Here is a 12,688-nt window from a genome sequence, read left to right on the forward strand (position 1 = left end):
TCAATGGTAAATAGCATGCAATAAAAAACCCGCTCAAGGCGGGTTTTTTATTGGCAAAACAAAAGCAGTTAATTACGCAGTAGCGCCCATTGCTTTAATTTTGCTGTTCAAGCGGCTCTTGTGACGAGCTGCTTTGTTTTTGTGAAGAATGCCTTTATCGGCCATGCGGTCGATAACGGAAACTGCAGATACGTACGCAGTCTTTGCCGCTTCTTGATCGCCAGACGCGATAGCAGCCAGTACTTTCTTCAGGTATGTACGTACCATTGAGCGCAGGCTGGCGTTATGCGTACGACTTTTTTCCGCCTGGCGTGCGCGTTTTTTAGCTTGTGGAGAATTCGCCACCCTTATAACTCCTTGAAACCTAGTGCTGAAAATTTAGGCCGGGAATTATTCGCGTTTGGCGAGCCATTGTCAAGCCCTGCTAGCGCTATGCGGCTAATTATTTGTTTATAAAAACCGCTCGGCGGCGATCATTCCCCAGCAGCTTATGCAAAGTAGCAGGCTTAGCATGACGGCAGCGGAGCCAATGTCCTTTGCTTGGCCTGACAGGGGATGGTGATCGGTGCTAATGCGGTCGACCACTGCCTCAATCGCGGAGTTGATAAGCTCAACGATAACGACAATCACCACGGTGGCAATTAAAATCGAGCGCTGGCTGGCGTTAGTGCCTAGCCAGAGCGCGGCAGGCAGCATGATGAGCGCGAGCGTGCTTTCCTGTCGAAAAGCTTCTTCGTGCCGCCAGGCTGCTCGCAACCCCTTGAGCGAATATTTTGAAGCGTCCAGAATGCGGGCGGGGCCGGTGCGGCCTGGTTTATTCATCATAATGGTTTGTAAGTCTCCGCGTTGGCTGCGAATGATCAGGGCGATTCTTCTGGTCGGTGGGGCAATACTCGGCTAACCGCCGTTGGCAAACAGTGTACAATGCGGCACTTTACGCCGTGTAATATTAAGCGCGGGAACCGCATTGAAATGTAGCAATAGTGTAATGCAATCAGATGACAATTGAGAGACAGTTGCTTTATCCACGACACTGGCCGGTTTGGCTTGGTATCGCCATGCTGTGGCTGCTTGCCCACTTACCGCGGCGCCTTAGCTATGCTTTGGGCGCGGGAATTGGCAATGTATTCTATTATTTTGCGAAAAGACGTCGTCATATTTGTGAGGTAAATTTGCAGCTTTGCTTTCCTGAGTTGAGCGAGGCGGAATACCGCTTATTAGTCAAAAAGACCATGCGCAATCAGGGTGTGGGGCTAATGGAAACGCTGCGGGTGTGGTTTATTGCGCCTGAAAACCTCGGTGTAGAATTTGAGCTTTTAGGTAAGGAACATCTTGAGGTTGAAGAGGGCGGAAGTGGGATTATTGTCATTGGCACCCATTTCACCACGCTCGATGTCTGCGGCACATTAATTGGTTTGCAGTACCCTTCAGACTCGTTTTACCGCAAACATAAAAATCCCGTATTTGAATATATTCTGAGCCGATCCCGCGGCCGCTATGGCGAGCCTATTCACAGGCGTGACATAAAGCGCGCGCTAAAGCGACTTCGCGAGGGGCGGCGCTTGTACTATTTGCCCGATCAGGATTACGGTCGAAAGTCTGCTGAATTTGTGCCTTTTTTTGGTATTGCCACTGCGACCACTATTGGCACGAGCACGCTGGCGAAGGGCGGGCGGGCGAGGGTGGTTTACGCTAAGCAGCAGCGACTCGATAGTGGCCGCCGTTATCGTGTTGAAATAATTCCTATGGATAATTTCCCCAGTGGAGATCCCGCCGCCGACGCGCAAGCGATTAATGCCATCCTTGAAGAAAATATTCGCATGGTGCCTGAGCAATACATGTGGGTGCATCGTCGTTTCAAAACGCGACCTGAGGGCGAGGCTGGATTTTACGAATGAGCGTTCGTCGCATATGGCTTATTACCGATGGCCGACTGGGGCATCTCAACCAATTGCGCGGCTTGCTTGCGCGGGTGCAAGAAAAAGCCGAGCTTGAGGTACATTGGTTTGATTTGACATCGAAGTCCTTTCGCTTTGTCGGGCGCAAGGGCCTGTTGGCTCAGTTTGATGCGGAAATCAAACCGGATTGGGTGCTTGCCGCCGGCAGTAAAACCCATATCCCGATGTTGTGGTGTAAGTGGGTTTTGGGTGCTAAGGCATTTCTATTGATGCGCCCCTCGCTGCCCCTAGGTTTGTTTGATGCTGTGTGTATGCCCTACCACGATTCACCGCCTAAGCGAGATTCAGTGCTGGGCACCTACGGTGTGATCAACCATATTGTTCCGCGTTATGAGGGTCGAAATAAAAGTCAGGGGCTCATGCTGTTGGGCGGAATAAATACCCATTATCAATGGGATAATGTGGGCATTGTGAAGCAGCTTCAGCGCATTGCAGAAGCTGCGCCGGAAATGGAGTGGCTGGTGTCAGATTCGCCTCGAACGCCGCACGATCTATTGGATGAATTGGCGGCGTTGTCCTTGGCAAATATTAACATTTTGCCCTATTCCGACACTGGGCCGGGTTGGTTGCCGAAAATATTACAAGACGTCGGGCAGGTCTGGGTGAGCTGTGACAGTGTCTCAATGGTGTATGAGAGTGTAAGTTCGGGTGCACCGACGGGGCTGCTTGAACTCTTGCCGCTGCGAGATTCTCGGGTTGTGAAAAGTATGACCCAGCTTGCTAGCAGTGGCTTGGCTACGACGTTCAGTGCGGCAGATTTGGCGGGGCCATTGCCGCCAGCTGTTCGCCCTCTATGGGAGGCCGACAGGGTTGCAGATTGGTGGTTACAGATTGATCGTGGCGGCGAAGATAATGACCGCGTTAATTGATTACTTTTTGGATTGTGCATGTCCGACGCAGAGAGCATAAAAATCAGCGAGACTAGACCGCTTAAAATCGTGCAGGTTTTGCCCGCTTTAAATTCAGGCGGCGTAGAGCGTGGTACGGTTGAGCTCGCGCGCGAGCTGGTGCGCGGTGGTCACACGTCGGTCGTCATTTCCTTTGGCGGCCGTATGGTCGACGGTCTAGTCGCTGAAGGCAGTGAGCATATTACGTTTCCGGTGCACCGGAAATCGCTGTGGTCATTGCTGCAAGTTCGCCCTATGCGAAGATTGCTTGAATTATTAAAGCCGGATGTCGTCCACGTGCGCTCGCGGGCGCCGGCATGGATTGTTTGGTTGGCGTGGCGAAAAATGGATCCGGCAACTCGGCCGCGTTTGGTGAGCACATTTCACGGCATGTATTCAGTCAATTTTTACAGCGCGGTTATGGCGCGAGCGGAGCATCTCATCGCGATTTCGGACTGCGTAAAAAAATATATTATTGATAATTACAAGGCGGATGAAAGTCGAATTACCCTTATTCCCCGCGGTTTAGATCCTGCTGTCTTTAATCACGATGCGTGCACGCCTGCTTGGAAAAAAGAACTATTTGAGCAATACCCGCAATTGCAGGGCAAGCACATTATTTTAATGCCCGGACGCTTAACGCGCTGGAAGGGCCAGGAAGCATTTTTGGAAATGATGTCACGCTTGGTGCGACTCCGTCAGGATTGCCATGGTGTTGTGGTGGGCGATGCTGAGCCCGGTAAGCAGCATTACTTCGATGAATTACTCGCCATGCGGTCGTCGTTGAATCTAGATAACGCGGTGACCTTTGTCGGTCATCGCAGCGATATTGCGCAGTTCTATGGCTTGGCGTCAGTGACCTGTCATATGTCTAACAAGGAAGAACCTTTTGGCCGCACCGTGCCGGAATCATTGGCAAGTGGCACACCGGTGGTCGCTTACGATCGCGGTGGAGCTAGCGAATCACTGAGCGCAGGTTTTCCGCAGGGATTGGTTGCGCCCGATGATGTGGTGAGTTTTGCGGCTAGGGTAGATGATTTAATTGATGCCGACGCAGAGATTAAACTTCCGGAAAACTATTATTTAAGTAGTCAGTTGGCGGCTACGCTAGGTGTATATCAGCGCTTATTACGAAAGCGTTGGGGCGAGGTTAAATAATGAAAATACTTCATGTGGATTATGAGCGCTTGCGCAGCTATGGTTCTAATCGGAGTAGCTGGGCCGAAAAAATGAAGTATGGCTTTATTCGCAATGAGCACTATGTGAGGAGTTTTTCCGATCGCGATGTCGCCGCATTTGAAGCGCCGTTTGGTATCCGTGAGCTGGGTAAAAAGGCTGCAAATAAACGCTTTCTTGAGGTTGTTGAAAGTAATGATCCTGACTTAGTTGTTATCGGTCATAGCGATATTATTACCGTAGAGAGTCTTCGCTTAGTGCGTCAGCGTCGGCCTGAATGCGTGCTAATTCACTGCAATTGTGATCCCTTGTTTGTGCCTGATAATAGCAAGCGCATAGCGGCGTTTGCCGAGGTGGTAGATGCCGTTTTTGTGACTACCGGCCTGAGGGATTTAAAGCGTTTCGCCGGTCTGGGGGCGCGACTTTACTATATTCCGAATCCGGTAGAGCCAAGTATTGAAATTTTGGACAACTCTGTTAAGGCAGATTCAGAATTGCCAATTGATCTATTGTTTTGCAGTAATGCGACTAAGTTTACCAAGCGTTTAGAGATGGTTAAGGGAATTAAAGACGCTGTTGATGGTGAGTTAAATTTCAAGACCTACGGCAGTTTTGGCGAGGCACCTGTGTGGGGGCGGGATTACGATCTCGCATTGGCCAAAACCAAAATGGCGCTTAATTTAAATCGTCAGGAAGGAGATCACTGGTATACCTCAGACCGAATGTCCCAGCTTGGCGGCAACGGCGTGTTGCAGTTCGCCCATAGCAGCGGCGACTTTGCCGACTATGTGCCGCCGGAAACCTTGGTGTACTTTGATGATCAAGAAGATCTGATTCATAAAATTCTTGAATTTCATAACGATGATGCCAAGCGACAGGATTGGGCTGCGCGCGCTCGTGAGTTTTTCCATGCAGAATTAAATTCGTCGCTTTATTCGCGCTATATCATTGAGGCGACATTGGCTCAGCCTTTTAGTCACGACTATGTTTGGGCGCGCAATATTAACCCAGATGGCAGTGATAAATGATGATTGTTCTGCATGACGTGAAGCCCTTCGCGGCAGGGGGGAATCGGTGGTGTTATGTTGATCCTGCTGATGTTGATCGTTGTATAAAAGTGCGGCGTCCTGACTTCAGTATCGAGGAGAGGCGGCGCAGTAAAGGTTTTCCAAAAAATCTTAAACCTCTATCGAGCTTTGACGATAATCTCGACGAATTTCGGGTAATGCGAAGTTTGGAGCGGCACTATGATGATGGCATTTTTGCGCACATTAGCCGCTGTTTCGGTTTTGTAGAAACAGATATGGGTAAGGGTTTGAGCTCAGAATTGATCAGAGATAGCAGCGGCGATATTTCGGTATCTCTTAAGCAGTATCTTTGGGAAAAGGAGTATAGCAATGAGTGTCGGGCGGCGGTTGACGAACTTTGTCGGCACTGGTTGCGATATCGGGTTCCGTCTCGGGATTTGATACTTCACAATCTTGTTGTGCAGTGCGAGCAAGATGACGCTGGTGAGGTAAAAATTAAAAGATTGGTTGTTATTGATGGTGTGGGTAACGCAGGTATTATTCCCGGTCATCGTATGCCGGACTTTATGCAGTTACAGAAAGCGAAAAGAAAAGTGGCTAATATCCATGAGCGGATTGACGAGCTGCTTAGTGATAAGGCCCGTGGTAAGGGGCCGGGAATGCACGGCTTTTTATTCCATAATGGGAAGTAAGCACTACTCCGACAACTCGTATTTTAGAGTTTGACCTTAGCCAACATAGCGCAGTAGCTTTTCGGCTATGTGCCGCCATTGCAATTCAGTCTGTGCTCGGTGCTGCGCTTTCTGCCCCATCTCTTTTAGTTTTTGTGTATCACTGAGCATTTTGTTTACGGTGTGGTAAATATCGTCTTCGCAGTCGCCGTCACACAATAGCCCGGTTTGGCCATCTAAAACGGCATCTCGAGCGCCACCGGTGCGTCCGGCAAGGCTTGGCAGGCCGAGCATGGCGGCCTCAATATAAACTATCCCGAAACCCTCAACGGAATTGCCTACGGCGCGGCAAGGCATAACAAAAAGGTCGGCTTTTTGCAGCAGGGCTGATCGCTCGCCGTCGCTGACTCGACCGCAGAATTTGATATGGCTTGTGACGCCCAGCTCCTCTGCGCGTGCCATTAAGGTTTCTTGTAGGGGGCCTGTTCCCGCAATCAAGTAGACTAGTTGCGGGTGGTCTTTTAGCAGTTTGGGGAGAATTTCAATGACCTTGTCTTGGCCTTTGCGCGCTTCTATACGGCCTACTGTGAGCAGTGCGGGCGAGTGCTTGCCACGCCAGTTTTGGACTGTTGTCAGGTCGGTTTCAGATGCTTGCGCAGGCGGTGTAACCCCGGGATGAAGAATCTGCACCTTTTCAAGGATAGGCGCATATGGCTTTACTCGTTGGGCGGTAAATTGCGAATTGGCAAGAATAATATCTGCTCGAGATAAGGTTTTAAAAATACGTTTGTACTTTTGTTTTACCTGCTCCGGAAACTCCATGCCGTGGGCTATGCAAATACAGTAGGCATGGCCCAGTTTTTCGGATTTGAGTAGCTCTAAACTTTTCCAGCTATCGCAAATTAAAATAGCCTGGTTGGTTTTTTTAAGCTGTGATAGCACGGATTTAGCTTTGCGGCGGCGGCGTAAAAATTTGGGGCCACTTAGCCGCTCTACGGAGAAGGGCAAACTATTGTCAAAATCAGCTTGGCCGTCAACAGTCGGAGCGTCGCAGATAACTTGCACGTTGTTGCCGAGTTTGTGCAGTGCAACGGCAAGCTCGTGCATATAGTTTTGTATGCCACCGGCGCTAGGGGGGTAATTTTGCGTGCTTATGATTATATTGTTGACGGGCATTGCGTGAGAATCCGGTGTGGGTGCTGGCGTATGTGGCAAAGTCGTTCCATTGAGTTTGGTTGCGGCACTGCGTTCTGCGCTGTTTTCAATGTTACAATGGCCGCCAAATAAGAGTCGATCCTGGGTCTGTGTGACGCGCGGCTAAAGTGCTGAGTGAATATAAACGGCACGTTGTGCTGTTACAAGGTGATGCGAGGTATTACTTGTGCATTCCAACGTGACAAAAGAGCGTGAATCCTGTGTCATCGGTATGACCTGATGGGTGGCGGTGTTGGATATTATTTAGAGGGCTTCATGCCGAAAAAATGTGTTTGTTGGGTGATAAGTCTAAATCCTGAGGCGGAGAATACTCAGAAGTTGATTACCGACCTAGTGAGCCAAGGGGTCGATGCTGAGGTTTTCCCCGCTATTGATGGTCGTTTAGGATCGCCGTCTTTAGAGGGTGGCGAGCGTATACTCAGCAATTTGGCGATGGTGCGTCATGGTAGGCGCTTAACGGCAAGCGAGTTAGGGTGTTATTTGTCCCATTTGCGCGCGGTGAAAAAGGCGTATAACAATGATTATGAACACGTCTGCTTGATCGAAGATGATGTTGTGATTGAACAGCACTTTGGTGATGTATATCGCTCGGTTCTTGGTCGTGGTCTCGATATGGTCCGGTTAATGTCGCTGCGGATTCGTAAGCGGACGGTAATCGAACCCCTTATCGGTGAACATAATTTAGTTCGCCCAGAGCGCGGTGGACTGGGAACGCAGGCCTACGTGTTGAACCGTGTTGGAATGAAAAAGTTTATTGATTATGCCCAGCAGATATACGAGCCCGTTGATAAAGTATTCGACCACTTTTTTTTGTTTGACTTAAATGTGTATGCAGTTGAGCCCCACGTTGCCTTTGAATTGGTTCATGAAACCAGTGTGGTTAAATCCTTGTCGGTGAATATTGAGAAGCCGCTGCTTTGGCAGCGGCTGGTATTTCACCCGGTAAAACTGTGGTTTAGTTTGCGCAGACATTTTTATCGTTTTAGTCATTGGCGTGATTTTCGTAATGCGTCCCTGCCAAAGTATAAAGTGGGTAATACTGAGCGGGCACGATAGTGTTGACGTGTAGGCAGAGTCGCCTTTTTAGAAGCGATATTATTCAGGTTCTAATATGAAATGTTTAGTTACCGGCGGTGCCGGTTTTATCGGCAGTGCCGTTATTCGCCATATTTTGGCCGACACTAACGCCTCGGTCATCAATGTCGATGCTCTGACCTATGCCGGTAACCTGGAATCCATTCCCGATGCGGAAGCGTCAGCGCGTTACGAATTTGCGCAGGTGGATATTTGCGATTTCGCGGCCCTGAGTGCGGTGTTTGCCGAGCACCAGCCTGATCTTGTGATGCATCTGGCGGCAGAGAGCCATGTTGACCGCTCAATCGATGGCCCGGGCGCCTTTATCCAAACCAACGTCGTCGGTACCTACAATATGCTTGAGGCTGCGCGTAGCTATTGGCAGGGTCTTGAAGGAGATAAAAAAGCGGGCTTCCGTTTCCACCATATCTCCACCGATGAGGTCTATGGCGACCTTCATGGCACCGACGACCTGTTTACCGAAACCACCTCCTACGAGCCGAGTTCACCCTATTCCGCGAGCAAGGCGGGATCTGATCATTTAGTTCGGGCATGGGGGCGCACCTTCGGTTTACCCGTTGTGGTTACCAATTGCTCAAATAACTACGGTCCCTATCACTTTCCGGAAAAGCTCGTTCCCCACATTTTATTGAATGCATTGCATGGCAAGCCTCTGCCGGTGTATGGCGACGGTAGTCAGATACGTGATTGGCTGTATGTCGAAGACCATGCTCGTGCACTGTTTAAAGTGGTTACCGAAGGTAAGTTGGGTGAGACCTATAACATTGGCGGCCACAACGAGAAGCGCAATATTGAGGTGGTACATACCATCTGCGACTTGCTGGAAGAGCTGGCACCGGAAAATGAAAACTCTCTTGCCAGCGGCAAGGGATTTAAGGACTTAATCACCTTTGTGAAAGACCGTCCCGGTCACGATGCTCGCTACGCCATCGACGCCAGTAAAATCCAGCGTGAGCTGGGCTGGACGCCCCAAGAAACCTTTGAATCGGGTATCCGTAAAACCGTGCAGTGGTATCTCGATAATCCACAATGGTGGCAGCGTGTTTTGTCTGGGGATTACAAATTGGATCGGATTGGTGGTGCGGGCGAGTAAGTATTTCGTCGTACCCGATTTGATGGTTATTTTACGATGGGTGGTGTCTCTTAAAATCTGAGGTATGTGGATCCCCAATCAAGTTGGGGATGACGGGAGACTTTGCAGAGGATGACGAGAGACCTGCAGAGGATGACGGACGGTTTTGCTGGGGATGGTGAGGCCTTCTGGAAATGGCGAGGTATGGGGATGACGACGGTTTTTCTAGGGCTGATGTAAGAAGTTCGTCATACCCGGCCCCGATCGGGTATCCATGTGAGCGAAGTGAAAGCGTTTGTGCATAAACGAATACTAGGCACGCTAAATAGGTTTTAGGGAAACTCAATGAGCAAAAAATACAAAGGCATAGTTCTGGCTGGCGGCTCAGGTACTCGCCTGCACCCGATTACGATGGGCATCTCTAAGCAGCTGCTGCCCATCTATGACAAGCCCATGATTTACTACCCTTTGTCGGTTCTAATGCTGTCTGGTATTAAAGATATTTTGGTCATCTCTACGCCGACAGACTTGCCGGGCTTTCAGCGCTTATTGGGTGATGGTAGCCAGTTCGGCATTAATATTTGCTACGAAGAGCAGCCAAGTCCCGATGGGCTGGCTCAGGCCTTTACCATTGGCGCCGATTTTATTGGCAATGACAATGTCAGTTTGGTGCTGGGCGACAATATCTTCTACGGCCAACACTTCTCAGATAACCTAAAAAGCGCTGTCTCTAAAGACAGTGGGGCTACGGTATTTGGATACCACGTAACAGACCCTGAGCGTTTTGGCGTCGTCGAATTTGGCGACGACGGCAAGGCCATTAGTATCGAAGAAAAGCCCCTCAAACCAAAATCGGCATACGCGGTCACGGGTTTATACTTTTACGACAACGACGTGGTTGATATCGCGCGTAGCATTAAGCCCTCCCCTCGTGGTGAACTGGAAATCACCGACGTGAACCTCGCTTATCTTAAGCGCGGCGATTTGAACGTCGAAGTGCTAGGTCGAGGCTTTGCGTGGTTGGACACGGGCACACATGATTCTCTAATTGATGCGGGGCAATTTGTACAAACGGTTGAGCATCGCCAGGGCTTAAAAGTGGCGTGTTTAGAGGAAATTGCCTACCGCCAAGGCTGGGTTAGCGCGGATCAGCTGATTAAGCAGGGTGAAATGCTGAAGAAAACCGGCTACGGCCAATACCTGCTGCGTGTTGCTGACGGTTACAAATAATAGATAGGCAAAAAATGAACGTTATCCAAACCAAATTAAAAGACTGCGTGATTATCGAGCCCAAGGTATTTGGCGATCATCGCGGCTTTTTCTTAGAAACCTTTCAGGCAGATCGCTATCGCGAGCAGGCGGGAATTAGCCTGCCCTTTGTGCAAGATAACCACTCCCGCTCCGCCAAAGGCGTGCTGCGCGGCTTGCACTTTCAAAAGACAAAACCACAGGGCAAATTGGTGAGAGTGGTGAGTGGCGAAGTTTATGATGTGGCGGTGGACATTCGCCAAGACTCGCCGAGCTTTGGTCAGTGGGAGGGCGTGATCCTTTCTGAAGAAAATAAGCGTCAATTCTGGGTGCCGCCGGGATTTGCGCACGGCTTTTTGGTGCTCAGTGATACAGCTGACTTTGAGTATAAGTGCACGGATTACTACGACCCGACTGACGAAGGTAGTTTGATTTGGAACGACCCCGCTATGGCAATTACTTGGCCGCTGGATAATCCGACCTTGTCTGACAAAGACAGTAAAGCGCCCACCTTTGCCGAGTTGTTTCAGTCATGAGTGAAATGCATTTGCTGGTCACTGGTGCGAACGGTCAATTAGGTCAGTGTTTGGCAGATCAACTGCGTGATCAAGGTATTGCCCATACCCTGTTGAGCCGCCAAGACGCCGACATCAACGATACTGTGGTATTAGAAAAGATCATTGCGGATAAGGGCGTGACAGCGATCATCAATGCGGCTGCATACACTGCCGTTGATAAGGCCGAATCCGAACCTGAATTAGCCAAGCGCATCAATGAAGATGGCCCCGCTGCGCTGGCCAAACTATGCAGTCGTTTTGATATTCCCTTGCTACACGTCTCAACCGATTACGTGTTTGATGGTAATCAACAAACACCCTATGTGGAAACAGACCAAACTGGCCCGACAGGCGTGTATGGCAAAACTAAGCTCGATGGCGAATTGGCGGTTCAGCGCCACTGCCCTAAACACATTATCTTACGCACCGCGTGGGTGTTTAGTGAATACGGCAATAACTTCATGAAAACCATGTTTCGCTTAGCTAAAGAGCGCGACACCTTGGGTGTTGTGGCGGATCAGTTTGGTTGCCCTACTTATGCGGGTGATATTGCGAAAGCATTGATAAGTATCGCGCAGCAATTGCATGAGGCAGAGCAAAACAAAAGTGGGACGCCGGGTCGCTATGGCGTTTATCATTATGCTGGAAATGAAGCCGTGAGCTGGCATGGCTTTGCGGTAGCTATTTTTACTGAAGCGCATAATCAGGGCGTGCTGAAAACCGTACCGACGGTCAATGCGATAAGCACAGAAGCCTACCCGACACCGGCCAAGCGTCCAGCGTATTCTGTGCTGAGTACGGCTAAGATTGAAAATGTTTACAATGTGACGCCGAGTGATTGGCGGGTGGCCTGTAAAATGCAAGTTGCGTACTAGTTTTACATTACGCGGCATAGAGAAAAATAATGGTTTGGAGTAAGTGCTACTGATGCAGGATTTGTTAAACGAATTGACCTTGGTTACGGTGACTTATAACAGTGCCCAAGTACTCCCGGCTCATATTGCATCGCTGCGAGAAACGGCCACCACTACAATGCCGCGCTGGATTGTGGTTGACAATGCTAGCACCGACGCCACTGACACAATTGTGAGCGCCAACAGCGATTGTGTCGAAATGCTGAAAAGCGAGAAGAACCTCGGTTTTGGTGCAGCCTGTAATCTTGGGATTCATGCCAGTAAAACTCGCTATGTCATGGTGCTGAACCCCGATACACAGCTTTCAGAAGCGGCTATCGATCAGTTGCTTGCTGAATTAAAAGCGCGAGGTGCGGCGATTGCCGGTCCCGCTTTAGAGCTGGAAGAAGATAAATCAATTATCGATGCGCCTTGGTTAGTTGGTGCTGTATTGCTGTTTGATACGCAGCTAATGAATCCGGTCGGCTATTTTGATGAACGGTTCTTTTTATATGAAGAAGACAAGGATGTTTGCAAGTGTGCGAATGATGCGGGCTTAAAAGTGATCCATTGCCGCAATGTGAGTATCCCGCATGTCGGTGCGGGCTCCACGGTACGAACCAAGACAGTAAACGAATTTATTCATTTTCATAAGGGCCGATCCTATGCTCTTTATGCGCGCAAACATGAGCTTGGCGAGAAAATTGTTGAGGCGTACGTGCGCAGTAATAAAAAGCGAATGATTGTGGCGCTGCTAACGTTCGGTGTGGCGAGATATACTCGTGCAAAGGCCAAAATCCAGGGTGTTAACTCTGCACGCTAAGGTGGAGGTGGAAGTGCGAGGCCGCAAATCTTGGTAGTGGATAAAAATCAAATTACTTACAAAAT

Annotated in this window: 14 protein-coding genes; 11 read left to right on the top strand and 3 right to left on the bottom strand. The window is 49.6% G+C overall.

What is annotated here, in order from left to right; all coding sequences use genetic code 11:
- Positions 1–72: 72 nt before the first annotated feature.
- Together rpsT and AAC007_RS13045 are read right to left on the bottom strand one after the other, a co-directional pair.
- A complete protein-coding gene (rpsT, locus tag AAC007_RS13040; protein ID WP_103684217.1) occupies positions 73–345 on the bottom strand; it encodes a 30S ribosomal protein S20 in 273 nt (90 codons plus the stop codon).
- Positions 346–450: 105 nt separating this feature from the next.
- The gene (locus tag AAC007_RS13045) at positions 451–822 is read right to left on the bottom strand and encodes a diacylglycerol kinase (protein ID WP_339677419.1); all 372 of its coding nucleotides are present in this window, start codon (positions 820–822) and stop codon (positions 451–453) included.
- Positions 823–998: 176 nt separating this feature from the next.
- Between AAC007_RS13045 and lpxL the strand changes: the two genes are divergently transcribed.
- The 5 genes from lpxL to AAC007_RS13070 are packed head-to-tail and all read left to right on the top strand — an operon-like array spanning position 999 to position 5,741.
- Positions 999–1,898: an LpxL/LpxP family Kdo(2)-lipid IV(A) lauroyl/palmitoleoyl acyltransferase gene (gene lpxL / locus AAC007_RS13050; RefSeq protein WP_296434584.1), complete on the top strand. Its 900-nt coding sequence runs from the start codon at positions 999–1,001 to the stop codon at positions 1,896–1,898.
- Entirely contained in the window at positions 1,895–2,827 is a 933-nt protein-coding gene (locus tag AAC007_RS13055) for an ELM1/GtrOC1 family putative glycosyltransferase (protein ID WP_295878002.1), read from the top strand. Before lpxL ends, AAC007_RS13055 begins: the two co-directional genes overlap by 4 nt.
- Positions 2,828–2,845: 18 nt before the next feature.
- The gene (locus AAC007_RS13060; RefSeq protein ID WP_295878000.1) at positions 2,846–4,003 is read left to right on the top strand and encodes a glycosyltransferase family 4 protein; all 1,158 of its coding nucleotides are present in this window, start codon (positions 2,846–2,848) and stop codon (positions 4,001–4,003) included.
- Positions 4,003–5,049 (top strand): glycosyltransferase, encoded by a 1,047-nt coding sequence (locus AAC007_RS13065; RefSeq protein WP_295877998.1) that lies wholly within the window; start codon positions 4,003–4,005, stop codon positions 5,047–5,049. The genes AAC007_RS13060 and AAC007_RS13065 overlap by 1 nt, the downstream gene beginning before the upstream one ends.
- Complete coding sequence (locus tag AAC007_RS13070; protein ID WP_295877996.1) at positions 5,046–5,741, top strand: YrbL family protein; 696 nt, start codon at positions 5,046–5,048, stop codon at positions 5,739–5,741. Before AAC007_RS13065 ends, AAC007_RS13070 begins: the two co-directional genes overlap by 4 nt.
- A gap of 36 nt (positions 5,742–5,777) precedes the next feature.
- Here the strand turns inward: AAC007_RS13070 and AAC007_RS13075 are convergent, their stop codons facing one another.
- On the bottom strand, positions 5,778–6,896 hold the full coding sequence (locus AAC007_RS13075; protein WP_295877994.1) for a glycosyltransferase family 4 protein: 1,119 nt from the start codon (positions 6,894–6,896) through the stop codon (positions 5,778–5,780).
- Between the two features lie 294 nt (positions 6,897–7,190).
- Between AAC007_RS13075 and AAC007_RS13080 the strand changes: the two genes are divergently transcribed.
- From AAC007_RS13080 to AAC007_RS13105, 6 genes are all read left to right on the top strand, one after another.
- Entirely contained in the window at positions 7,191–7,991 is an 801-nt protein-coding gene (locus tag AAC007_RS13080) for a glycosyltransferase family 25 protein (protein WP_295877993.1), read from the top strand.
- 55 nt (positions 7,992–8,046) lie between these two features.
- On the top strand, positions 8,047–9,123 hold the full coding sequence (rfbB, locus tag AAC007_RS13085; protein ID WP_339677375.1) for a dTDP-glucose 4,6-dehydratase: 1,077 nt from the start codon (positions 8,047–8,049) through the stop codon (positions 9,121–9,123).
- Between the two features lie 324 nt (positions 9,124–9,447).
- A complete protein-coding gene (rfbA, locus tag AAC007_RS13090; RefSeq protein ID WP_339677376.1) occupies positions 9,448–10,332 on the top strand; it encodes a glucose-1-phosphate thymidylyltransferase RfbA in 885 nt (294 codons plus the stop codon).
- A gap of 14 nt (positions 10,333–10,346) precedes the next feature.
- The gene (rfbC, locus tag AAC007_RS13095; RefSeq protein WP_339677378.1) at positions 10,347–10,886 is read left to right on the top strand and encodes a dTDP-4-dehydrorhamnose 3,5-epimerase; all 540 of its coding nucleotides are present in this window, start codon (positions 10,347–10,349) and stop codon (positions 10,884–10,886) included.
- A complete protein-coding gene (rfbD, locus tag AAC007_RS13100) occupies positions 10,883–11,782 on the top strand; it encodes a dTDP-4-dehydrorhamnose reductase (RefSeq protein ID WP_339677379.1) in 900 nt (299 codons plus the stop codon). Before rfbC ends, rfbD begins: the two co-directional genes overlap by 4 nt.
- Before the next feature lie 52 nt (positions 11,783–11,834).
- Positions 11,835–12,623: a glycosyltransferase family 2 protein gene (locus tag AAC007_RS13105; RefSeq protein WP_295877931.1), complete on the top strand. Its 789-nt coding sequence runs from the start codon at positions 11,835–11,837 to the stop codon at positions 12,621–12,623.
- Positions 12,624–12,688 lie beyond the last annotated feature (65 nt).

The sequence above is a fragment of the uncultured Zhongshania sp. genome, assembly GCF_963975605.1.
GTDB classification, from domain to species: Bacteria; Pseudomonadota; Gammaproteobacteria; order Pseudomonadales; family Spongiibacteraceae; genus Spongiibacter; species Spongiibacter aquimaris.

Excerpts from the sequence above, each read along its gene's own strand:
- AAC007_RS13045 (WP_339677419.1), bottom strand. The coding sequence starts at position 822 with ATGAATAAACCAGGCCGCACCGGCCCCGCCCGCATTCTGGACGCTTCA.
- lpxL (WP_296434584.1), top strand. The coding sequence starts at position 999 with ATGACAATTGAGAGACAGTTGCTTTATCCACGACACTGGCCGGTTTGG.
- AAC007_RS13055 (WP_295878002.1), top strand. The coding sequence starts at position 1,895 with ATGAGCGTTCGTCGCATATGGCTTATTACCGATGGCCGACTGGGGCAT.
- AAC007_RS13060 (WP_295878000.1), top strand. The coding sequence starts at position 2,846 with ATGTCCGACGCAGAGAGCATAAAAATCAGCGAGACTAGACCGCTTAAA.
- AAC007_RS13065 (WP_295877998.1), top strand. The coding sequence starts at position 4,003 with ATGAAAATACTTCATGTGGATTATGAGCGCTTGCGCAGCTATGGTTCT.
- AAC007_RS13070 (WP_295877996.1), top strand. The coding sequence starts at position 5,046 with ATGATGATTGTTCTGCATGACGTGAAGCCCTTCGCGGCAGGGGGGAAT.
- AAC007_RS13075 (WP_295877994.1), bottom strand. The coding sequence starts at position 6,896 with ATGCCCGTCAACAATATAATCATAAGCACGCAAAATTACCCCCCTAGC.
- AAC007_RS13080 (WP_295877993.1), top strand. The coding sequence starts at position 7,191 with ATGCCGAAAAAATGTGTTTGTTGGGTGATAAGTCTAAATCCTGAGGCG.
- rfbB (WP_339677375.1), top strand. The coding sequence starts at position 8,047 with ATGAAATGTTTAGTTACCGGCGGTGCCGGTTTTATCGGCAGTGCCGTT.
- rfbA (WP_339677376.1), top strand. The coding sequence starts at position 9,448 with ATGAGCAAAAAATACAAAGGCATAGTTCTGGCTGGCGGCTCAGGTACT.
- rfbC (WP_339677378.1), top strand. The coding sequence starts at position 10,347 with ATGAACGTTATCCAAACCAAATTAAAAGACTGCGTGATTATCGAGCCC.
- rfbD (WP_339677379.1), top strand. The coding sequence starts at position 10,883 with ATGAGTGAAATGCATTTGCTGGTCACTGGTGCGAACGGTCAATTAGGT.
- AAC007_RS13105 (WP_295877931.1), top strand. The coding sequence starts at position 11,835 with ATGCAGGATTTGTTAAACGAATTGACCTTGGTTACGGTGACTTATAAC.